Annotated in this window: 23 protein-coding genes; 17 read left to right on the top strand and 6 right to left on the bottom strand. The window is 71.8% G+C overall.

Going from position 1 to position 19,556, the window contains the following annotated elements; genetic code table 11:
• Positions 1 to 55: 55 nt before the first annotated feature.
• Together AB0I16_RS24925 and AB0I16_RS24920 are read right to left on the bottom strand one after the other, a co-directional pair.
• Entirely contained in the window at positions 56 to 892 is an 837-nt protein-coding gene (locus AB0I16_RS24925) for an alpha/beta fold hydrolase (RefSeq protein ID WP_363251751.1), read from the bottom strand.
• Positions 893 to 998: 106 nt separating this feature from the next.
• The gene (locus AB0I16_RS24920) at positions 999 to 1,655 is read right to left on the bottom strand and encodes a winged helix-turn-helix transcriptional regulator (RefSeq protein ID WP_363251750.1); all 657 of its coding nucleotides are present in this window, start codon (positions 1,653 to 1,655) and stop codon (positions 999 to 1,001) included.
• An 84-nt stretch (positions 1,656 to 1,739) separates the two neighbouring features.
• On the opposite strand from AB0I16_RS24920, the gene AB0I16_RS24915 reads away from it, so the two are divergent.
• The 11 genes from AB0I16_RS24915 to AB0I16_RS24865 all read left to right on the top strand — a co-directional run bounded on the left by AB0I16_RS24915 (position 1,740) and on the right by AB0I16_RS24865 (position 10,949).
• Positions 1,740 to 2,951, top strand: coding sequence for a pyridoxal phosphate-dependent aminotransferase (locus AB0I16_RS24915; RefSeq protein WP_363251749.1), 1,212 nt, complete (start codon positions 1,740 to 1,742; stop codon positions 2,949 to 2,951).
• A 30-nt stretch (positions 2,952 to 2,981) separates the two neighbouring features.
• A complete protein-coding gene (locus AB0I16_RS24910) occupies positions 2,982 to 3,152 on the top strand; it encodes a hypothetical protein (protein WP_363251748.1) in 171 nt (56 codons plus the stop codon).
• Complete coding sequence (locus tag AB0I16_RS24905; RefSeq protein ID WP_363251747.1) at positions 3,134 to 3,517, top strand: hypothetical protein; 384 nt, start codon at positions 3,134 to 3,136, stop codon at positions 3,515 to 3,517. Before AB0I16_RS24910 ends, AB0I16_RS24905 begins: the two co-directional genes overlap by 19 nt.
• Positions 3,518 to 3,549: 32 nt before the next feature.
• Complete coding sequence (locus AB0I16_RS24900; protein ID WP_363251746.1) at positions 3,550 to 4,782, top strand: FAD-dependent monooxygenase; 1,233 nt, start codon at positions 3,550 to 3,552, stop codon at positions 4,780 to 4,782.
• An 80-nt stretch (positions 4,783 to 4,862) separates the two neighbouring features.
• Positions 4,863 to 6,164 (top strand): VWA domain-containing protein, encoded by a 1,302-nt coding sequence (locus AB0I16_RS24895; protein WP_363251745.1) that lies wholly within the window; start codon positions 4,863 to 4,865, stop codon positions 6,162 to 6,164.
• Positions 6,164 to 6,946 (top strand): hypothetical protein, encoded by a 783-nt coding sequence (locus AB0I16_RS24890; RefSeq protein ID WP_363251744.1) that lies wholly within the window; start codon positions 6,164 to 6,166, stop codon positions 6,944 to 6,946. Before AB0I16_RS24895 ends, AB0I16_RS24890 begins: the two co-directional genes overlap by 1 nt.
• A gap of 111 nt (positions 6,947 to 7,057) precedes the next feature.
• Positions 7,058 to 7,651 (top strand): histidine phosphatase family protein, encoded by a 594-nt coding sequence (locus tag AB0I16_RS24885; protein ID WP_363251743.1) that lies wholly within the window; start codon positions 7,058 to 7,060, stop codon positions 7,649 to 7,651.
• A gap of 125 nt (positions 7,652 to 7,776) precedes the next feature.
• Complete coding sequence (locus AB0I16_RS24880) at positions 7,777 to 8,412, top strand: hypothetical protein (protein WP_363251742.1); 636 nt, start codon at positions 7,777 to 7,779, stop codon at positions 8,410 to 8,412.
• Between the two features lie 10 nt (positions 8,413 to 8,422).
• Positions 8,423 to 8,845 (top strand): thioesterase family protein, encoded by a 423-nt coding sequence (locus AB0I16_RS24875; protein WP_363251741.1) that lies wholly within the window; start codon positions 8,423 to 8,425, stop codon positions 8,843 to 8,845.
• A 227-nt stretch (positions 8,846 to 9,072) separates the two neighbouring features.
• Complete coding sequence (locus AB0I16_RS24870; protein ID WP_363251740.1) at positions 9,073 to 9,903, top strand: endonuclease; 831 nt, start codon at positions 9,073 to 9,075, stop codon at positions 9,901 to 9,903.
• A 233-nt stretch (positions 9,904 to 10,136) separates the two neighbouring features.
• Positions 10,137 to 10,949, top strand: coding sequence for an SAM-dependent methyltransferase (locus tag AB0I16_RS24865; RefSeq protein ID WP_363251739.1), 813 nt, complete (start codon positions 10,137 to 10,139; stop codon positions 10,947 to 10,949).
• 77 nt (positions 10,950 to 11,026) lie between these two features.
• On the opposite strand, the gene AB0I16_RS24860 is transcribed toward AB0I16_RS24865, so the two are convergent.
• Positions 11,027 to 11,467: an ATP-binding protein gene (locus AB0I16_RS24860; RefSeq protein ID WP_363251738.1), complete on the bottom strand. Its 441-nt coding sequence runs from the start codon at positions 11,465 to 11,467 to the stop codon at positions 11,027 to 11,029.
• A 158-nt stretch (positions 11,468 to 11,625) separates the two neighbouring features.
• Here AB0I16_RS24860 and AB0I16_RS24855 point away from each other — a divergent pair, with 158 nt between their 5' ends.
• From AB0I16_RS24855 to AB0I16_RS24845, 3 genes are read left to right on the top strand one after another with little or no spacing between them, the layout of a single operon-like run.
• Positions 11,626 to 12,456 carry a helix-turn-helix transcriptional regulator gene (locus AB0I16_RS24855; protein WP_363251737.1) on the top strand — a complete coding sequence of 277 codons (831 nt, stop codon included), beginning with the start codon at positions 11,626 to 11,628 and terminating at the stop codon, positions 12,454 to 12,456.
• Positions 12,456 to 12,719: a DUF397 domain-containing protein gene (locus AB0I16_RS24850; RefSeq protein WP_363251736.1), complete on the top strand. Its 264-nt coding sequence runs from the start codon at positions 12,456 to 12,458 to the stop codon at positions 12,717 to 12,719. Before AB0I16_RS24855 ends, AB0I16_RS24850 begins: the two co-directional genes overlap by 1 nt.
• Positions 12,716 to 12,961 carry a DUF397 domain-containing protein gene (locus AB0I16_RS24845; RefSeq protein ID WP_363251735.1) on the top strand — a complete coding sequence of 82 codons (246 nt, stop codon included), beginning with the start codon at positions 12,716 to 12,718 and terminating at the stop codon, positions 12,959 to 12,961. Before AB0I16_RS24850 ends, AB0I16_RS24845 begins: the two co-directional genes overlap by 4 nt.
• Here the strand turns inward: AB0I16_RS24845 and AB0I16_RS24840 are convergent.
• Complete coding sequence (locus tag AB0I16_RS24840) at positions 12,912 to 14,270, bottom strand: MATE family efflux transporter (RefSeq protein WP_363251733.1); 1,359 nt, start codon at positions 14,268 to 14,270, stop codon at positions 12,912 to 12,914. The genes AB0I16_RS24845 and AB0I16_RS24840 overlap by 50 nt on opposite strands.
• Positions 14,271 to 14,426: 156 nt before the next feature.
• Here AB0I16_RS24840 and AB0I16_RS24835 point away from each other — a divergent pair, with 156 nt between their 5' ends.
• Positions 14,427 to 14,951, top strand: a complete 525-nt coding sequence (locus tag AB0I16_RS24835) for a PadR family transcriptional regulator (RefSeq protein ID WP_363251732.1) — start codon at positions 14,427 to 14,429, stop codon at positions 14,949 to 14,951.
• A gap of 25 nt (positions 14,952 to 14,976) precedes the next feature.
• Here the strand turns inward: AB0I16_RS24835 and proP are convergent, their stop codons facing one another.
• The gene (gene proP, locus AB0I16_RS24830) at positions 14,977 to 16,449 is read right to left on the bottom strand and encodes a glycine betaine/L-proline transporter ProP (protein ID WP_363251731.1); all 1,473 of its coding nucleotides are present in this window, start codon (positions 16,447 to 16,449) and stop codon (positions 14,977 to 14,979) included.
• Positions 16,450 to 16,683: 234 nt separating this feature from the next.
• On the opposite strand from proP, the gene AB0I16_RS24825 reads away from it, so the two are divergent.
• Together AB0I16_RS24825 and AB0I16_RS24820 are read left to right on the top strand one after the other, a co-directional pair.
• The gene (locus AB0I16_RS24825) at positions 16,684 to 17,535 is read left to right on the top strand and encodes a chitosanase (RefSeq protein WP_363251730.1); all 852 of its coding nucleotides are present in this window, start codon (positions 16,684 to 16,686) and stop codon (positions 17,533 to 17,535) included.
• A 35-nt stretch (positions 17,536 to 17,570) separates the two neighbouring features.
• The gene (locus tag AB0I16_RS24820) at positions 17,571 to 17,972 is read left to right on the top strand and encodes a DUF4440 domain-containing protein (RefSeq protein ID WP_363251729.1); all 402 of its coding nucleotides are present in this window, start codon (positions 17,571 to 17,573) and stop codon (positions 17,970 to 17,972) included.
• A 105-nt stretch (positions 17,973 to 18,077) separates the two neighbouring features.
• Here the strand turns inward: AB0I16_RS24820 and AB0I16_RS24815 are convergent, their stop codons facing one another.
• On the bottom strand, positions 18,078 to 19,427 hold the full coding sequence (locus tag AB0I16_RS24815; RefSeq protein WP_363251771.1) for a nucleobase:cation symporter-2 family protein: 1,350 nt from the start codon (positions 19,425 to 19,427) through the stop codon (positions 18,078 to 18,080).
• Positions 19,428 to 19,556 lie beyond the last annotated feature (129 nt).

The following is a 19,556-nucleotide window of genomic DNA, read 5'->3' as shown; positions in this document are numbered from 1 at the left end:
TGAAGTGAGCATAGTAACCGAGGGTGATCGCGGGCGAGCAGTGCCCGAGCCGAGCTCATCCCTTGATGAACTCGATGATCTGCGGGGCGATCTTCCTCGGGGCCATGACGACGGCGCCATGGTTGAGTCCGGGCAGAGTGCGGTGGTCGGCCTGCGGCAGGATCTCGGTGACGGCGAGGGCGGCGCGCTGGAACGCGGCCGGGCTCTTGCCGCCGGTCAGCACGCGGGTGGGTATGGCCACCCCTTTCCACTCCTCGGCATCGAGCGGCTTGCCTTGCTGGGTATCGCCCATGACCGCGATGTCATAGGGCAGAGTGCCGGCCAGCTTGGTGAGGTTTGCCCACATCTTCGGCATGAGCCTCATGAAGAACACGGCGATGCCGGGCATGCCCTGCACCCTGGTCATGAAGTACTTGACCGCGTCACTGTGCCGGCCTTCCGCAAGCAGCGCGGTGATCTGCTGCGCGAGGTCCTTGGGCGGCCCGTCGTCGCCTTCGGCGACCACGAACGGCGGCTCATACAGAGCCAGGCGGTCGACGTTGACTCCGGCCGCGGCCGCGCGCAGGGCGAGGACCGCTCCGGAGGACGAGCCGAACAGCGACGCCGAACCGCCGACGTGTTCGACCAACGCGGCGATGTCTTCGACCTCACGGTCGGGGGCGTAAGTACTGGCGTCACCGCTGGCACCCCGTCCGCGCCGGTCGTAGTTGATCACTGTGAAGTGCTGGGCCAGGAGAGCGGCGAGTCTGGCCGTGTCCGAGCGGTCGGCCAGTGCCGAGGCAACCAGGACGACGGCCGGCCCGCGGCCCGACTGCTCGAATGCGATCTCGGTGCCGTCCGCGGAGACGACACGGGCCTCGGCTCCGGCCGACTGCTCTCGCGCTGTTGCCATGCTTATCTCTCCGGTTCACATAGGGGTCGCACCGCTGTGGTGTGCGTTACTGCCGATGAGACCCCCGCGGCGCTGAAAACTCATCGGTGCGCGGCAGCGCGCCCCCTCACGTCTCCCGCAGCGCCTTCGCCAGGACTCCGTCCCCGGAGAGTTCGACGCGGCCGCCGCGTACGGCCTCTCCCAGCGTCAGCGTGCCCCCGCTGATTTCGACGCACGTCTCCGCGTCCAGGGCGAGGCGTACGTCGGGTGCCTCCGGTGCGGGGCCGTCGCCGAAGCCCTCACGTTCGCCTCCGACGCGTACGTGGAACTCGCCCTCCGGCAGGCGGACCTGCACCACCCCCTCGGCGCCGGCGCCCGCCAGGGCCCGCAGCAGTGGCAGGGCGAACCAGTGGGCGCGCACCGCGTCGGTGGGGCGGCGTTCCGCCAGAGCGGGGGTGCCCCAGGCGGCGAGGGTGCGCAGGACGTCCTGCAACTCCCTGCCGCGTGGGGTGAGTTCGTAGACGTACGCCGACGAGGGCGGCGGCATCCTGCGGCGCGTCACGAGGCCCTGCTGCTCCATGTCCTTCAGGCGTGAGGCGAGGACGTCCGTGCTGACGCCGGGCAGGTCGGCGTGGAGGTCGGTGTAGCGGCGGGGCCCGGCGAGCAGCTCCCTGACGATCAGGAGGGTCCAGCGGTCGCCGACGGCGTCGAGGCCGCGGGCGACCGCGCAGTACTGGTCGTAGCTTCGGCGGGGGCGGGCGGACGGCCGCGGCTGAGGTGGCATGCGGCATAGTCTAGGCAACTTGTTGGACTTTCCAAGCGGGGGCTTGGTAAAACCAAGTAACACACGTCATGGGAGGCGCACCGCATGGAGTTCCGGCAGTCGAGCAAGCTCAGCGAGGTCTGTTACGAGATCCGGGGCCCCGTCATCGAGCACGCCAACGCCCTGGAGGAGGCGGGCCACAGCGTCCTGCGCCTCAACACCGGCAACCCCGCGCTCTTCGGCTTCGAGGCGCCCGAGGAGATCGTCCAGGACATGATCCGGATGCTGCCGAGCGCCCACGGCTACACGGACTCGCGCGGCGTCCTCTCCGCCCGCCGCGCGGTCGCCCAGCGCTACCAGGCGCTCGGTCTCGACGAGGTCTCCGTCGACGACGTCTTCCTCGGCAACGGCGTCTCGGAACTGGTCACCATGGCCGTGCAGGCGCTCCTCGAAGACGGCGACGAAGTCCTCGTCCCCGCGCCCGACTTCCCGCTGTGGACGGCCGTGACGACCCTCTCCGGCGGCAAGGCCGTGCACTACGTGTGCGACGAGTCGGCGGAGTGGTACCCCGACCTCGACGACATGGCCTCGAAGATCACCGACCGCACCAGGGCCGTCGTGATCATCAACCCGAACAACCCCACCGGCGCGGTCTATCCGAAGGAGGTCCTGGAGGGCATCCTCGATCTCGCGCGGCGGCACGGCCTGATGGTCTTCGCCGACGAGATCTACGACCAGATCCTCTACGACGACGCCGTGCACCACAGCGTCGCCGCCCTCGCCCCCGACCTCGTCGTCCTCACCTTCTGCGGGCTGTCCAAGACCTACCGGGTGGCGGGGTTCCGGTCGGGCTGGCTGGTCGTCACCGGGCCCCGGCAGCACGCCAGGAACTATCTGGAGGGGCTGACGATGCTCGCCTCCATGCGGCTGTGCCCGAACGCGCCCGCGCAGTACGCCATCCAGGCCGCGCTCGGCGGCCGGCAGTCGATCCACGAACTCACCGCGCCCGGCGGCCGGCTGCGCGAGCAGCGCGACCGGGCCTGGGAGAGGCTGAACGAGATCCCGGGCGTGTCGTGCGTGAAGCCCAAGGGCGCGCTGTACGCCTTCCCGCGCCTCGATCCGAAGGTCCACAAGATCCACGACGACGAGAAGTTCGTCCTCGACCTGCTGCTCCAGGAGAAGATCCAGGTGGTCCAGGGCACCGGCTTCAACTGGGCGCGGCCCGACCACTTCCGTATCCTCACCCTGCCCTACGCCGACGACCTGGACGCGGCGATCAGCCGCATCGGTCGCTTCCTCAGCGGCTACCGCCAGTAGCCGGTTCCGCCACGGTCCACCGGGAGCGACGTGACCCCCTGCCCCACCTGCGGTACGACCTCGCGCACGCAGTTCGCCTCGCCCGGCCTCGTCGGCCCCGTCGTCCACGGGGGCCATGACCGCGCCGACGACCCGGCCTGGCGGGATTCGGGCGCCGCCACCGTCGAGGACTACGCGCGCTGGTGCGTGACGGCGCCCTGAAGCACGGCGCGTACACCGAGGAGGGCGGCGAGATCCGCGGGCTGGTCTACGCGCCCTTCGCCGAGTACGCCCGCGAGGCGCACGGAGTCGACGCCGCGGTCCACCGGCACCTCTCCGTCGCCGGGATCGGGACGCTGCTCGACGAGGGGCGCCAGGTGATCGCCTCCGTCCACTTCGAGATCCGCCGCCCGCACCGCCCCGCGCCCGGCAGGGGCGGCCACCTGGTCCTGGTCACCGGCCGCACGGCCGGGGGACTGCACTTCCACAATCCCTCGGGCATCGACGCGGCGACCAGGACCGCCACGCTCACCGCCGAGGAGTTCGAGCCGTTCTTCGCCGGACGCGGTGTCTCGTTGGGGCGCTGACAGAAGGTCATTCCGGCTGCCAGGATGGCCCGATGATGCGTGGGGGCAGGGTCGCGGTCGTCGGGGGCAGCGTCGCGGGATGCGCGGCGGCGCTGGCCGCGCACCGGGGCGGCGCCGACGAGATCACCGTGTACGAGCGGGCCGCCGGTGACCTCGCGGAGCGCGGGGTCGGCCTCGCGGTGCACGACGCGCGGTACGCGGAGCTGGAGTCGGCCGGGTTTCTGGACGCGGGCATGGCGTGGGTGCGGATGACGCGGCGGCGGTGGTACGTGCGCGACGGCGCCACGGCCGCCCCGCTGGGCCGGGAGATCGCCGAGATGCCCTTCCCCTTCCGTACGTACAACTGGGGCCCGCTCTGGCAGGAGTTGCGCGGCCGGGTCCCCGGGAGCGTCGTCTTCCGGGCGGGCACGCCCGTGGAGGCGCTGCGTTTGGGGGCCGACGGCGTCCGGGTGGAGACCGCCGCGGGCGCCGAGCGCTTCGACCTGGTCATCGGCGCGGACGGCTACCGTTCGACGGTCCGCGCGGCGGCCTTCGGCGACGTGCGGCCCGCGTATGCCGGATACCTCGCGTGGCGCGGCGCCTTCCCCGAGGACCGGCTCGCCGATCCCGCGCCGTGGCCCCGCGAGGTCTGCGCGTACGTCGTCTTCCCCGGCGGCCACCTCATCGTCTACCGTATCCCGGACGGGTCGGGCGGACGCCGTGTCAACTGGGTCCTGTACACCACGCCGCCCCCGGACCTCGACCTCGGGCTCGGCCTCGACCTCAGGCTCACCGGGCCGACGAGCCTGCCGCCCGGCGGCCTGACCGAGGCGCTCACCGCGCACCTGCGGCACGTGGCCGACGACCTGCTGCCGCCGTACTGGGGCGCGCTGCTGCACGCGACGGCGCCCGCCGAGCGGTTCCTCCAGCCGATGTACGACTTCGCGGCACCGCACTGCACGGCGGGCCGCGTCCTGCTGGTGGGCGACGCGGCGGCCGTGGCCAGGCCGCACACCGGCGCGGGCGCGGTGAAGGCGCTCCAGGACGCGACGGCTCTGGAGTCCTGCCTCGCGGCGGCGGACACCTGGGAGAAGGCCCTGGCCGCGTACGACGGCGACCGCGCCCCCTCCGGCCGCGCGATGGTGGACCTCGGGCGCGCGCTCGGCGACGCGCTCGTGCTCGCCACGCCCGACTGGCGGGCCATGGACCAGGCGGCGCTGGAGACCTGGTGGCGGCGGGCGGACGGGGCCGGGGCCTTCGGCGGCCGGCGGCTGAGGACTCCGTAGGCGCGGGGTCCCGCGGGGGCGTCGTGTACCGTTCTGACGCCGTTTTGGGGATGTGCCGCCATGATCAATAAGATCCGGCGATGATCACAAGACAACGGCCGGCGGCCCGGGCTCTCGCCCTGCTCGCCGCCCTGACCGCCGGGCTCGTGACGGCGGGCCCCGCCGTCGCCGACGACGGCGACGAACCCGCACAGCCCTCCCCCAAGGTCGAGCTGGTCCTCGACGTCAGCGGCTCCATGCGGGCCCGCGACATCGACGGCAAGTCCCGCATGGCCGCCGCGAAGCAGGCCTTCAACGAGGTGCTCGACGCCACCCCCGACGAGGTCGCGCTCGGCATCCGCACCCTCGGCGCCAACTACCGCGGCGACGACCGCAGGACGGGCTGCAAGGACACCGAGCTGCTCTACCCCGTGGAGCGGCTCGACGAGTCCGGCCGCACCGACGCGAAGACCGCGGTGGCGACGCTGGCGCCGACCGGCTGGACGCCCATCGGGCCGACGCTGCTCAAGGCCGCCGAGGACCTGACGGACGACACCGCGGAGCGCAGCCGCCGCATCGTGCTGATATCCGACGGCGAGGACACCTGCCAGCCGCTCGACCCGTGCGTCGTGGCCCGTGAGATCTCCGCCAAGGGCATCCACCTCACCATCGACACGCTCGGCCTCGTCCCCGACGCCAAGACCCGTGAGCAGCTCAGCTGCATCGCGGAGGCGACCGGCGGCACGTACACCTCGGTCCGGCACACCGACGAACTCGCCGGCCGCGTCAAGCAGCTGGTCGACCGCGCCGCCGACCCGGTGGTCACCCCGGTGGAGGCGAAGGGCACGGCCCGGTGCGCCGACGCGCCGGAGCTGAAGTCGGGCCTGTACACCGACCGCGAGAAGTTCGGCGAGCACCGCTGGTACCGCGTGGCGGTTCCCGCGGGCAAGGAGCTGCGCGCCTCCGTGAGCGTGTCGGCCGACCGCGCCGTCGACCCCGACTACGGCGTGCTGCTGCGGGCCGAGACCCCCGGCGGACGTGAGATCGTGCGCGGCCAGGAGTCGGGCGACGGCCGCACGGACGTCATCTCCACGGGCCTGCGCCATCCCACGCCGGAGGCGGAGGACGAGGACGAGGACGACAAGTACGGCGCCCCCGAGACCGTCTGCCTGCGCGTCAGCAACTCCTTCTCCGCGCCCGCCTCGGTGAAGAAGGCGCCCGGCCTCCCCGTCGAGCTGGCCGTCGACCTGGTCGACTCCTCCGACGAGGCGTCCGACGTGGCGTCCTTCGGGCTCGGCCACGGCTGGTGGCTGCTGGGCCTGCTGGTGCTCGTCGGCTTCCTCGCCGGGCTGGTCTGGGGCTGGCTCTCGCGCTGGCGTCTCGCGGTCTGGAGGACCAACTGATGCGTACGACTCGTGTACCGCGCCGGGCGACGGCGCTGGCCGGTGCGGTTCTCCTGGCCTGCGCCGGGACCGCTGCCGCCGCCGGTGACGGTGACAAGCCCGCCATCCCCTCCGAGGCGGGCACCTCCTTCCGCACCGCCACCGCGATCCGCCAGGACCAGGAAGCCACCGCGGAGGCGTCCACGGGCGACTACCTGTACTGGGCGTTCCCCGTGGACACCGGGCAGCGGGCCACCGTGCACGCCACGGTGAAGCTGCCCGAGTCCGCCGCCCGGCACGCCGCTTCCACCTGGCAGGTCGACGTGTACGACGGGCTGCGGCGCCGCCAGGCCTGCCGTCTCGGCACGCCGAAGAGGACGGCGGCGCGGGACGCCGCGTCGGTGTCCCTGTCCTGTTCGCTGCGGACGGTCAGGGCCTGGTCGGAGGAGTGGGCGAACGATCCGCTGCCGGGCACGTACTACCTGCGGCTCACGGTCACCGACCTCAAGGCCGACGACCTCGGCCTCCCGGTACGGGCCGAGGTCGAGGTCACGGCGACCGACGCGGGCGGCGCGCGGGCCGTGGACGGGTCGCTCGCGGAGCCGCTGGTGCCGGGCGCGGGCTCGGACGGGCAGCGCCCCGCAGAGGTCACTGAGCCGGAGGACGGCTGGTCGTCCGGCTGGTGGTCGTCGCGCTGGCTCTGGACCGGGGCCGGTGGCGTCCTCGCGGCCCTCGCGGGCGTCGGCGGTTACGCCCTGACCCGCGGCTCGGGCCGCCCCGCACGGGTGCCGCAGGGGCTGTGAGCCGCCGCTGAGGCGCGTCCCGGGGAGCGTCTGACCTGCGGGACGTGGCAGTCTCGGGGGTGGCGGTACCGCACGGCACCGCCACCCCCGGAAGAACAGGATTGGCGCGACATGGGCGATCTGCTCCTCGTCCGGCACGGCGAGACGGAGTGGTCCCTGTCCGGACAGCACACGAGCTGGACGGACATCCCCCTGACCGACCACGGCAGGGAGCAGGCCCGCTCGCTCGCCCCACTGATCGGCGGGTTCCGGATCGGGGCGGCGTTCACCAGCCCGCGGCAGCGCTCGCGGGAGACGGCGGAGCTCGCCGGGTTCCCCGACGCCCGCGTCGACCCCGACCTCAGCGAGTGGGAGTACGGGGCGTACGAGGGCGTCACGACCGTCGAGATCCACCGCACCCGGCCGCACTGGTACCTCTTCGACGACGGCGTCGCCCTGGGCCCGCCCGACCACCCCGGCGAGAACCCGGGCCAGGTGGGTGAGCGCGCCGACCGCATGCTGGCCAAGGTGGACGCGGCCCTCGCCAACTACGAGGGCAGTGTCGTCCTCTTCGCCCACAGCCACTTCCTGCGCGTCCTCGCGGCCCGCCGCCTCGGCCTGCCGCCGTCGGGCGGCTCGATGTTCGTCCTGGCCACGGGGACGGTGTGCCGCCTGAGCACGGAGCACGGCCGCCCCGTGGTGGCGAGCTGGAACCAGCGGCCGTAGCCGGTTCGCCGCCGTCCAGGGGCCCGTTGTCAGTGCCGCGAGGCATCATCGAAGCCAGTGGCCGGGATCAGCGGACGGGATCAGCGGACGGCAGCGACGGACTGACGGGGGAAGGGGTGCACGCGGTGAAGCCACCCACGGCCGCCCAGCGGCGGATCATCGAGGCCGCGGACCCGGGGACGGGCCGCCTTTCGGGGACAGAGGCGCAGCTCACGGCGCTGGTCAGGGCCCGCCTGGCCTTCCGTCACCCCCGGCCGCCGCGCGCGTTCTTCCTGACCCCCGCGGGCCATCGCGTACGGGACGAGGGCACCGCCCCCGCCGCGTCCCCGGAACCGCCGGAGGACGCGCCGGACTCCGGGGTCTTCGCCGCCCGCACGGGCACGGAGACGTCGGCGCCCGGCGGCGGGGGCCCGCCGCGCGCGCGGGAGGTGCGCGGCGCCTGGGAGGGCCTTGTCGAGCTGCGCCGCATGACCAACCCCGACGGCTCCCGGGACCGGCCCTGCGCCTGGGAGCGCGCGCACCTGGTCCGGGCGGCGGCCCTGGCCCTCGAAGCCGCGGGCCGCTCCCCCGCCGCCCCCGGCCGCGAGGGCTACCGGGTGACGGACACCCCGCAGCCCGAGGCCGTCGCCGTGCGCGAGCCGTCGGCGGAGGGGCTGCGGGCCTGCGCGGCGGTCCTGGAGCGGGCGGGCTGGCAGGTCAGCGAGCACGCGGGCACGCGGGTCGGAGAGCGTTATCTCCTGGCCTCACCGAGAAGAGCATGAAGGGGACACCGTGACAGAGCCGTTTTCCGTGCGTGTCGACGTCCGTGGGTACGAGACGGACACGCAGGGACACCTGAACCAGGCCGTGTATGTGCAGTACGCCGAGCACGCCCGCTGGTCGCTGCTCCGCGCGGCGGGCATCGCCCAGACGGACCTCCTCGACAAGGGCGTGGGCCCGGTCGCCCTGGAGAACACCGTCCGGTACCGCAGTGAGCTGCGCGCGGGCGACGAGACGACGGTGAGCTGTGCGTTCGTCTGGGGCGAAGGCAAGACGTTCCGGATCGAGCAGACGGTCACGAAGGCGGACGGCACCGTGGCCGCGACGTTCGCCTCGGTCGGCGGTCTGATGGACCTGAAGGAGCGGCGGCTCGTGGCGGACCCGAGGGAGTACTTCAGGGCGCTGGCGAGCGATCCCGCGCTGCTGGGGCTGTGACGCTGCTGGGGCTGTGAACGCGCGGCGGCGGTACCGGCGTTGCGTGCCCCGGCGCCCGGATGACCGTGTGCATGACATCGTCACGCAACCGCCTCACACCGTTCACACGATCGTACGCACATCCGTGCCACTCTCCCGGTGACTGACCAGTCAACTCGCGTAGACCGCGCGCCGCTCGGGCGGACGCGCGGCCCGCGAGACCGGTTCCGGGAAAGGACACCCCCCACATGCCCGTCCCGCGCGTTCGCCGCTGGAAGCCCCTGGCCCTGACCGCCGCCGCGGTGCTCGCCGGCATCACCGTGCCGACGGCCGCGACGGCCACCGCCTCCCCCGCCCCGGCCCCGGCCGCCGCACCCTCGGCCGCCGGCGCCTATGACGACACGTACTACCAGGACGCCCTCGGCAAGACGGGCCCCGAGCTGAAGTCCGCGCTGCACACGATCGTCAGCGACCAGACGAAGCTGTCGTACTCCCAGGTCTGGGACGCCCTGAAGGCCACCGACGAGGACCCGGCCAACAGCGCGAACGTCATCCTGCTCTACAGCGGCACCTCGCGGAGCAAGAGCGCGAACGGCGGCGACCAGGGCGACTGGAACCGCGAGCACGTCTGGGCCAAGTCGCACGGCGACTTCGGCACGGCGACCGGACCCGGCACCGACATCCACCACCTGCGCCCCGCGGACGTGAAGGTCAACAGCATCCGCGGCAACAAGGACTTCGACAACGGCGGCGGCGCGGTGGCCGGCGCCCCCGGCAACCTCACCGACGGCGACTCCTTCGAGCCCCGCGACGAGGCCAAGGGCGACGTGGCCCGCATGATCCTCTACATGGCCGTGCGCTACGACGGCGAGAGCGGCTTCCCCGACCTGGAGCCCAACGACAGGGTCGGCAACGGCAGCGCGCCCGCCATCGGCCGCCTCTCGGTGCTGAAGCAGTGGAACGACGAGGACCCGCCGGACGCCTTCGAGAAGAAGCGCAACCAGGTCATATTCGACAAGTACCAGCACAACAGGAACCCGTTCGTCGACCACCCGGAGTGGGTGCGGGCCATCTGGTGACCCGGGCGGCCACTTCCCGCCGCCAAGCACGCGGAGCCCGGACCGAGTTGTTCTTCCGCCCCGATGCCCGGGGCGGGAACGCGCGCTGCCCGCCGACCGTCTAGATTGATGCTTGATCGTCGAACTACCGGTACGTCGGCACCCCGGCAACCCCGGCCCTCGGCGATGCCCTCGCCCACGCATCGCGGCTGACGGCTGCCCCGCAGCGCACCGCAGGTCTCCAGGAGGCTCCCGTGTCCGACCACGACTCGCAGCTCGACTCCACCGCCGATCTCCGCGCGCGCATCGACACCAGCAAGCCGCATTCGGCGCGGTTCTGGAACTACTTCGTGGGCGGCAAGGACAACTACGAGAAGGACCGCGAACTCGGCGACCAGATCAAGGAGATCTTCCCCGGCCTGGTCGACGTGGCGCGCACCAGCCGTCAGTTCCTGGGCCGCGCGGTCCGCCACCTGGCGGGCGAGCAGGGCGTCCGGCAGTTCCTCGACATCGGCACCGGCCTGCCCACGGCGGACAACACCCACCAGGTCGCGCAGAGCGTCGCCCCCGACGCCCGCATCGTGTACGTGGACAACGACCCACTGGTCCTCGCCCACGCCCGCGCCCTGCTGACCAGCACTCCCGAGGGCGAGACGGCGTACATCGACGCCGACCTGTACGACCCGGACGCGATCCTGCGGGAGGCGGCGAAGACCCTGGACCTGTCGCAGCCCGTCGCCCTGATCATCCTCAACACGCTCGGCCACGTCGCCGACCACGGCACGGCGCGCGACCTGGTCACCCGCCTGATGGCCGCGCTGCCGTCCGGCAGCTTCCTCGTCATCAGCGACTCCACGGCCACCAGCGAGGGCATGATCGCGGCGTCGAACGAGTACAACAGGAGCGGCGCGATCCCCTACCACGTGCGCAGCGTGGAGGAGATCGCCTCCTTCTTCGACGGCCTGGAGCTCCTTGAGCCGGGCGTCGAGCAGGTCACGCGCTGGCGTGCGGAGACGGCCGAGCCGGCCCAGGTCGACGCCTACGGCGCGGTGGCCCGCAAGCCGTGACGTTCCGGCCCGCGGGCCGGAGAGACCATGTGACGGTGCCCCGCTCGGTGGACGTCACCCGGGCGTCACCCTGGAAGTCAGCGGTGCCGAGGCGGCAGCGCGAAGTCGGCCCACACCGTCTTGCCGACCTGCCGCCCTGCCACGCCCCACTCCACCGCGAGCGCCGCCACGACCAGAAGCCCCCGGCCCGACTCCTCGCCGGGCGCCGGGGACGCGGGCGCGACCCGGGGCACGCTCTCGCCCCGGGCGTCGGCGACCTCGACACGGAGCGTGTCAACACGCAGCGTCAACCCGAGCTCGAAGTCGCGGCCCGGTACGAGGCCGTGGGTCACGGCGTTCGCCGCGAGCTCGGCGACGACGGCCTCGGCGTCGACGGAGAGCGCGGAGTCGTACGCGATGCCCCAGAGGTCCAGGTGATACCTGGTCAGCCTGCGTGCGAGGCGGGCTCCACGGGGGGTGGCGCTGAGGCGTTGGGCGAAGGTCTGGAGGGGGGCGGCCGGGCGGGGTCGGATCAGCATGGCCGCAAGGTTCGCCGTCCGCCGGGTCCGCCACCAGGCACCAAACTCGTACAGTCTGTGATTGTACGAGTACGAACGGTGGACAGTACGGGTCACCGACCGTGACGATGGGCGACGTTGATCGGGCACCGAGAACCGAGCGTCAGGGGATACCCGCGATGTCGTCAAGTACGCCGGGCTGCGGGCAGCCCGAACCGGCCGACGGGCTCAGGGCCTTCGGCGCGGTCCTGAAGAACTTCCGCAAACGCGCCGCCTACACGCAGGACTCCCTCTCCCGGGAGATCGGCTACTCGGCCCACTTCATCGCCTCGGTCGAGCAGGGCAGACGCTTTCCGCCCGCGCGGTTCGTCGACGTCTGCGAGGTGGCACTGGACGCCTTCGGCACGCTGCGGCTCGCCGTGAACCAGCTCTCCCGGCAGCGGGGGCTCGCGTCCTGGTTCCAGCAGTGGGCCCAGCTGGAACAGGAGGCCGTGGCGCTCTCCACGTACGAATGCCGCCTGATCCCCGGCCTGTTGCAGACGGAGGCGTACGCGCGCACCCTCTTCGTCAACCAGCTCCCGCCGCTGGGCGACGAACAGATCGAGGCGCAACTGGAGGCCCGGGTCGAACGCCAGCAACTCCTGACGGAGCGGCCGAACACGGCGTACAGCTTCATCCTTGAGGAACATTTGTTCCTGCGCGGCATGGGCGGGCATGACGTCACCATGGAACTCATCGACCACGTCCTCGGGCTCGCGGAGCGCCGGAACATCGAGGTGCAGGTCATGCCGGTGGTGCGGAGGAGTCATGCGGGGCTGGGCGGTCCCATGCGTTTGCTGGAGACACCGGAGAACCGGTGGTTCGCCTATGCCGAGGGGCAGGAGAGCGGCCAATTTCTGTCCAACATGAAAGTAGTCAGCATGCTCCAGATGCGGTATGCCAGGATGCGCGCACAGGCTCTCACGTTCGAGGATTCGGTGAGCCTGCTGGAGCGGATGCGAGGAGCGTAATGAGCACCCCAGAACTGTCCTGGTTCAAGAGCAGCTACAGCAGCGGCTCCGGCGACGACTGCGTGGAAGTCGCCCTCAACTGGCGCAAGTCCAGCCACAGCAGCGGCGGTAGCGGCGACTGCGTAGAGATCGCCGCCTGCCCCACCACCCTCCACGTACGCGACTCCAAACACCCCGAAGGCCCGCAACTCGCCCTGGCACCCCGCGCCTGGGCCGAGTTCCTGACGTACGCCGCGCAGGAGCACCTGCGAGAAGCAACATGAGCACCCCCGCGTTGGCCTGGTTCAAGAGCAGCCACAGCGGCGGTGACGGCGACGACTGCGTGGAAGTCGCCCTCAACTGGCGCAAGTCCAGCCACAGCAGCAGCGGCGACGGCGACTGCGTGGAGATCGCCGCCTGCCCCACCACCCTCCACGTACGCGACTCCAAGCGCCCCGAAGGCCCGCGGCTCGCCCTCACCCCCGGCGCTTGGACCGAGTTCGTGGTGTACGCCGCTCGCCGCTGAGGAGCGGGGACGGGCGGGCCCGCACGCGGCTCCATACGCGGGCCAGCGCCACGCACTGCGCGGCCGTCGCCGCCGCCATGGCCGCGCAGATGCCGGGGAGCCCGTACGGCGACAACGCGTATGCCAGGGCGAGTTGCCCCGCGACGCCGCACGCCGTGATCCTGGCCAGTGCCGGGCTCGCGCCGCTGCCCTCGCAGACCCCGGCCACGCCGATGAAGCAGGCGAGCAGCAGCAGGTACGGGGCCAGGCAGCGCAGGTACAGCGTCCCGGCGTCGGCGACGGCCCCGGTGCCGGTTCCGAAGGCCCGCATGATCCACGGCGCGCTCGCCGGCAGCGCGAGGGCCGCGGTCAGGCCCAGCGCCCCGGCGACCAGCAGTGCCTGGCGGCCGACCACGCGCCGCTCCTCGCGTCCGGCGCCCAGCAGGTGGGCGGTGTGGATGGCGGCGGCCTGGCGCACGGAGTAGAACGCCATGGTCGCCACGTACATGCCCTTCGTCGCGATGCCGTACGCGGCGACCTCGTCGACGCCGATCCGGGCGACGACGCCCACGAGCGCGAGCGAACCGGCCATGCGCACGACGAAGTCGACCGACATCGGCAGCCCGACCGCCACGGTCCGCCGCGCGTCCCCGACGATCCCCCGCCACCGCGCCGGACCGTCATGCCGTCCGCCCGCCACGCCCCGCAGCACCAGGAGACCCCACGCCAACGCCACCGACCGCCCGGCCACCGTCGCGGTCGCCGCGCCCTGGACCCCCATCCCGCAGCCCACGACCAGCAACGGGTCGAGGACGAGGATCAACCCGTTGGCCAGCAGCGCGAGCCGCATCGGCGTACGCGTGTCGCCCATACCCTTCAAGATGCCGTCGACGACGTTCGTCGCGAAGAAGACCGTCATGCCGGGCAGCGCGACCGCGAAGTACGCCGTCGCGAGCGGCAGGGCATCGCCGCCACCCCCGAGCACGAGGCGGGCCAGCGGCTCGCGCGCCAGGTAGCCGCCGACCGCGACCAGCGGGGTGACCAGCGCCCACACCGCCCAGCCGCCGCGCACCGCCGCTCGCACCGCCGCCGCGTCCCCCGCCCCACGGGCCCCGGCCACGAGGACGGTCGTACCGGAACCGGCCATGAGGATGACGCCGAGCAGCACATTCTCGACGTTCGTGGCGACGGCCACCGCGGCTACGGCGGGCCCGCCGAGACCCGCCACCCAGACCATGCCGACGATCCCGGCCGCGACACCGGCCAGCAGTTCGCAGTAGACCGGCGCCGCGAGCGACACCAGCCGCCGTCGGTGCCTCCTCCCGTCCATGACTTCTCCCCCACCCGGCACGCCCCTGCCCCCACTTCCCCGCACCTCGTCCGGCGGTACCGCTGTACGCTGTACCTCGAATCGAGGTACAGCGACAAGAGATAGCATCGCCCCCGTCGGAGGCACAAGGGACGGAGACCGAAGGAGCGATCATTCGTGCTGGAGCTGTCAATCCTGGGGTTTCTCCGAGAACAACCCCTGCACGGCTATGAGTTGAAGGCCCGGCTGCACGGACTCAACGGCCACATCCGGCCGGTCAGCGATGGCGCCCTCTACCCGGCGATCACCCGACTGGTCAGGGCCGGCCTCGTCGAGCAGCGCACCGAACCCGGCAGCAGTGCCGCGCCGCGCCGGGTCCTCTCCCTCACCGAGGCCGGCCGTACGCGGCTGCTCGCGCTGCTGCGGGAGCCCAAGGACGCGGAGATCACCGATGGGCAGCGGTTCTTCACGCTGCTCGCTTTCCTGCACCACCTGCCCGAACGCGCGGAACAGGCCGCGGTCCTCCGTCGCCGTCAGGTCTTTCTCGACACCCCGGCGAGCTTCTTCTACCGGGACGGGAAGCCCGTACGGGCGGAGGAGGAACCGGACCTGTTCCGTCAGGGGATGCTGCGGATCGCCCGCGCCACCGGGCGCGAGGAGAAGGCGTGGCTGGCCGAGGCCATCGCCGCGCTCAGCGACTAGCCGGGGCTCCGGCGGCAGGGAAGCGTCACCGCTGCGACTCCACCAGCTCCCGGGCCTCCTCCGGGGTCGCCACCGACGGCGGTGAGCCCTGGAGGGGCTTGCGGGCCGTCTCCTTCATCGCGGCTACCGCGATGATGCCGACGAGGCCCGCCAGCATCGTGTAGAACGCCGGCATCAGGTCGTTGCCGGTGGCTCCGATCAGCGCCGCGACCACCAGCGGGGTCGTACCGCCGAAGAGCGAGACCGAGATGTTGAAGCCGATGGAGAGCGAGCCGTAGCGCACGTCCGTGGGGAACAGCGCGGGCAGGGACGAGGACATCGCGCCCAGGTAGCAGACCAGCGCGAGGCCGAGGATGAGCAGGCCCGCGAAGACGGCGGCCGTGCCGCCCTGCTTGATCAGGAGGAAGGCCGGCAGGGCGAGGACGAAGAAGCCGACCGAGCCCGCCATCAGGACGGGCCTGCGGCCGACGCGGTCGGAGAGGCGGCCGACGGAGTTGATGAGCGCCATCAGGATCAGCATGACGATCACGATGGACATGAGGCCACCGGTCTCGCCGAAGCCCAGCTCGGTGAGGTAGGTCGGCATGTACGAGAGCAGCATGTAGTCGGTGATGTTGAACGCCGCGACCAGGGCGATGCAGAGCAGCATCGCGCGCCACTGGCCGACGAAGGACTCCTTGAACGACTTCTTCTGGCGCTCGGCGGCCGGGCCGTCGCCCGCCTCCTCCATCTTCTGGAACGCGGGCGACTCGTCCAGCTTCAGGCGCAGGTAGAGGCCGATGAGCCCGAGCGGGGCGGCCACCAGGAACGGGACGCGCCAGCCCCACGACTGCATGGCGTCGTCGCTGAGCAGCATGGTCAGGACGGTGACGAGGACCGCGGCGACGGTGTAGCCGACCAGGGTGCCGAACTCCAGGAAGGAGCCCCAGAATCCGCGCCGCTTGTCGGGCGCGTACTCCGCGATGAACGTCGCCGCGCCGCCGTACTCACCGCCCGTCGAGAAGCCCTGCACCATGCGGCAGAGGACGAGCAGGACCGGCGCCCAGAAGCCGATCGAGGCGTAGCTGGGGATGAGGCCGATCGCGAGGGTCGCCGTCGACATCATGATCATGGTGAGCGCGAGGATCTTCTTGCGTCCCACGCGGTCGCCGAGCGGGCCGAAGAACATGCCGCCGATGGGGCGCACCAGGAACGCCGCCGCGAACGTGGCCAGGGACGAGAGGGTCTGCGCGGTGTCGTTCCCCGAGGGGAAGAACTCCTTGCCGATGATGACGGCGAGGTAGGCGTAGACGCCGAAGTCGTACCACTCCATGGCGTTGCCCAGCGCGGTCGCCTTCACCGCGCGCTGGACCTGCGCCTCCTCGGTCACCGTGATGTCCGACTGGCGCAGGCGCGGGTTCTTGCGGCGCTGGACGGCCCGGAACAGCGCCCGGTGCCGTGCCACGGCTTCCGGGGCCGGCGGTGCCGGTGTCTCTTCGGGGGCTTCTGGCGCGCTCACGTTCGGGTCACTCTCTCGTCGGCGGTTCTCGATCCGTGGCACCGCCGCTCCGGCGACGACCACTGATCAACGCCTGCCCGGCCGGCGGCTCTCAACACGGCCGAAGTGGGAACCCGGCGGGGTTGGGCCCGCGGAACCGATCCCTGCCCGACGGGTGTACGTCAGGCCGTATCTCTGGTAGGAAACCTTCCTAACAGTCCGCGGATCGACGAACTCCCTTTCCTGGAGGCCCTCGTGCAGACCCCCCACTCCCCGCACACATCCCCGCGTACGTTCACCTCGCGCCGCACCCTGCTCGCCTTCCTCGGCGCCGCCGCCGTGGCGGGCCCGCTCGTCGCCACGGGGACGGCGTCCGCCGGACAGCCGTCGGCGACGGCCGCCGGGCTCGACGACCCGGCGAAGAAGGAGATCGCCATGAAGCTCGTGTGCAGCGCGGAGAACTCCAGCCTCGACTGGAAGAAGTACTACCGCTACATCGAGGACATCGACGACGGCCGCGGCTACACCGCGGGCATCATCGGCTTCTGTTCCGGCACCGGCGACATGCTCGACCTCGTCGAGCTGTACACCCGGCGCAAGCCCGGCAACGTCCTCGCGAAGTACCTGCCCGCGCTGCGCAGGGTCGACGGCACCGACTCGCACGACGGGCTCGACCCGAACTACCCGCGCGACTGGGAGCGGGCCGCCGCGGACCCGGCCTTCCAGCAGGCGCAGAACGACGAGCGCGACCGCGTCTACTTCAACCCGGCCGTCAAGCAGGGGAAGGCGGACGGCATCGGCGTGCTCGGCCAGTTCTGCTACTACGACGCCATCGTGATGCACGGCGACGGCGGCGACTCCACCAGCTTCCGCAACATCCGCAAGCGCGCGCTGCGTTCGGCCACGCCTCCCGCCCAGGGCGGCGACGAGGTGGCGTACCTGCACGCCTTCCTCGACGCGCGCGTCTGGGCGATGAAGCAGGAGGAGGCGCACGAGGACACCACACGGGTCGACACCGCCCAGCGGGTGTTCCTGAACAAGCGCAACCTCGGCCTCAAGACGCCCCTTGAGTGGAAGGTGTACGGGGACTCGTACCGCATCGGCTGACCGGGCGGCCGTCGGCGGTGCTACCGTCTCCCGCCATGTCCCAGGCTGAGATCGACACGCTGACGGCCGAGTTCTTCGGCTCCTTCGACAACCGTGACGGCGGGACCGCCGACGTCGCCCGGCTCCGCAGGCTGATGCTGCCGGGCGGCGTCATCGCGGTGACCGCCCCGGCGTACCGCGTGTTCACCGTGGAGGAGTTCATCGGACCGCGCGAAGAGCTGCTCGCCGAGGGCGGCCGGGTGAGGGAGTTCCACGAGTGGGAGGTCTCCGCGCGGACCGACATCCACGGGGACATCGCGTCCCGCTTCGGCGAGTACGCCAAGGCGGGGATCATGGACGGCAAGCCCTTCGAGGGCGGCGGCATGAAGACCATCCAGTTCGTGCGCACCCCCGAGGGCTGGCGCATCTCGGCGTTCGCTTGGCACGACCGGCCCTGACCCCTAAAGGGCCTCGCCGGCTGCCGTGCCGCGTCGGCGTGATGCGTCCGACGCGTGGCGGCCCCTCGTTCGCCGCCGACCGCACGAGGGGCCGCCCGGTCCGGCTCAGTGCGCCCCCACCTGCCCCGGCACCCGCGTCTCCGCGATCTCCTGGCCCGGTTCCATCGGCGAGGTGACGTCGTCCGCGTCGCGGCTCTTGCCGATGTGGTTGAAGACCAGGTTCAGCAGGACGGCCGCCACGCAGCCCGTCGAGATGCCCGAGTCGAGGATGATCTTCGCGGTCTCCGGGAACGCGTGGTAGAACTCCGGCGCCGCGATCGGGATCAGGCCGACGGCCAGCGAGACGGCCACGATCAGGACGTTGTTGTCCTTCTCCAGATTGGCCTTGACCAGCGTCTGGATGCCGCTCGCCGCGACCGAGCCGAAGAGCACCACGCCCGCGCCGCCGAGCACCGGGCGCGGCACGACCGCGATCAGGGAGGCGGCCATCGGGCAGAGGCCCATGAGGACGAGGAAGCCGCCGCCGGCGGCCACGACGTACCGGCTGCGGATCTTCGTCATCGCGACCAGGCCGATGTTCTGGGCGAACGCGCTGCACATGAAGCCGTTGAAGAGCGGGCTGACGGCCGAGCCGAGGCAGTCGGCGCGCAGTCCCGCCGCGATGGTCTTCTCGTCGGCGGGCCGGTCGACGATCTCGCCGAGGGCGAGCATGTCGGCGGTGGACTCCGTCATCGAGACGACCATGACTACGCAGAGGGAGACGATCGCGGCGGCCGCGAACTGCGGGGCGCCGAAGTGGAAGGGCGTCGGGAAGCCGACGATGTCCGCCTCACCGATCGGGCTGAAGTCCGTGGCGTCGAACGGGATCGCGATGAGCGTGCCGATGACCAGGCCGAGCAGGACCGCGATCTGCTTGACGAAGCCGGTGGTGAAGCGGCGGAGCAGCAGCACGACGACGAGCGTGATGCCCGCGAGGGCGAGGTTCTTGGTCGAGCCGTAGTCGTCGGCGCCGGGGACCGGGCCCTGCGCCCACCCGAAGGCGACCGGCATCAGCGAGATGCCGATGAGGGTGATGACCGTACCCGTCACGACCGGCGGGAAGAAGCGGACCATCTTGGAGAAGAACGGGGCCGCGACGAAGCCGAGGACACCGGCGACGATCACCGCGCCGAAGATGATCGGCAGCGCGTCGTCCTTGTCCTTGGTGGAGTCGACGACGGCGAGCATGGGAGCGACGCCGGCGAACGTGACGCCGTTGACGAAGGGCAGCCGGGCGCCGATCTTCCAGATTCCGAGGGTCTGGAGGAAGGTCGCGAGTCCGGCGGTGAAGAGGCAGGCGCCGGTCAGGAAGGTGAGTTCCTTCGCGGAGAGGCCGACGGCCGCGCCGACGATCAGCGGCGGCGCGACGACGCCCGCGTACATGGCGGCCACGTGCTGGAGGCCGGTGGTGGCCATCTTCAGGGGCGGAAGCTTCTCGTCGACCGGATGCACGGCCGGGGCTATGGAGCCTTCGCCGTCGCTCTCGGACGACTTCGGGGTGGTGCCTTGCTTGGTGAACCTGGGCTGAGTGGCCACTGTGGCTCC

This window comes from Streptomyces sp. NPDC050703 (genome assembly GCF_040654435.1).
GTDB lineage: Bacteria > Actinomycetota > Actinomycetes > Streptomycetales > Streptomycetaceae > Streptomyces.
This window is presented reverse-complemented; position numbering and strand designations above follow the sequence as displayed.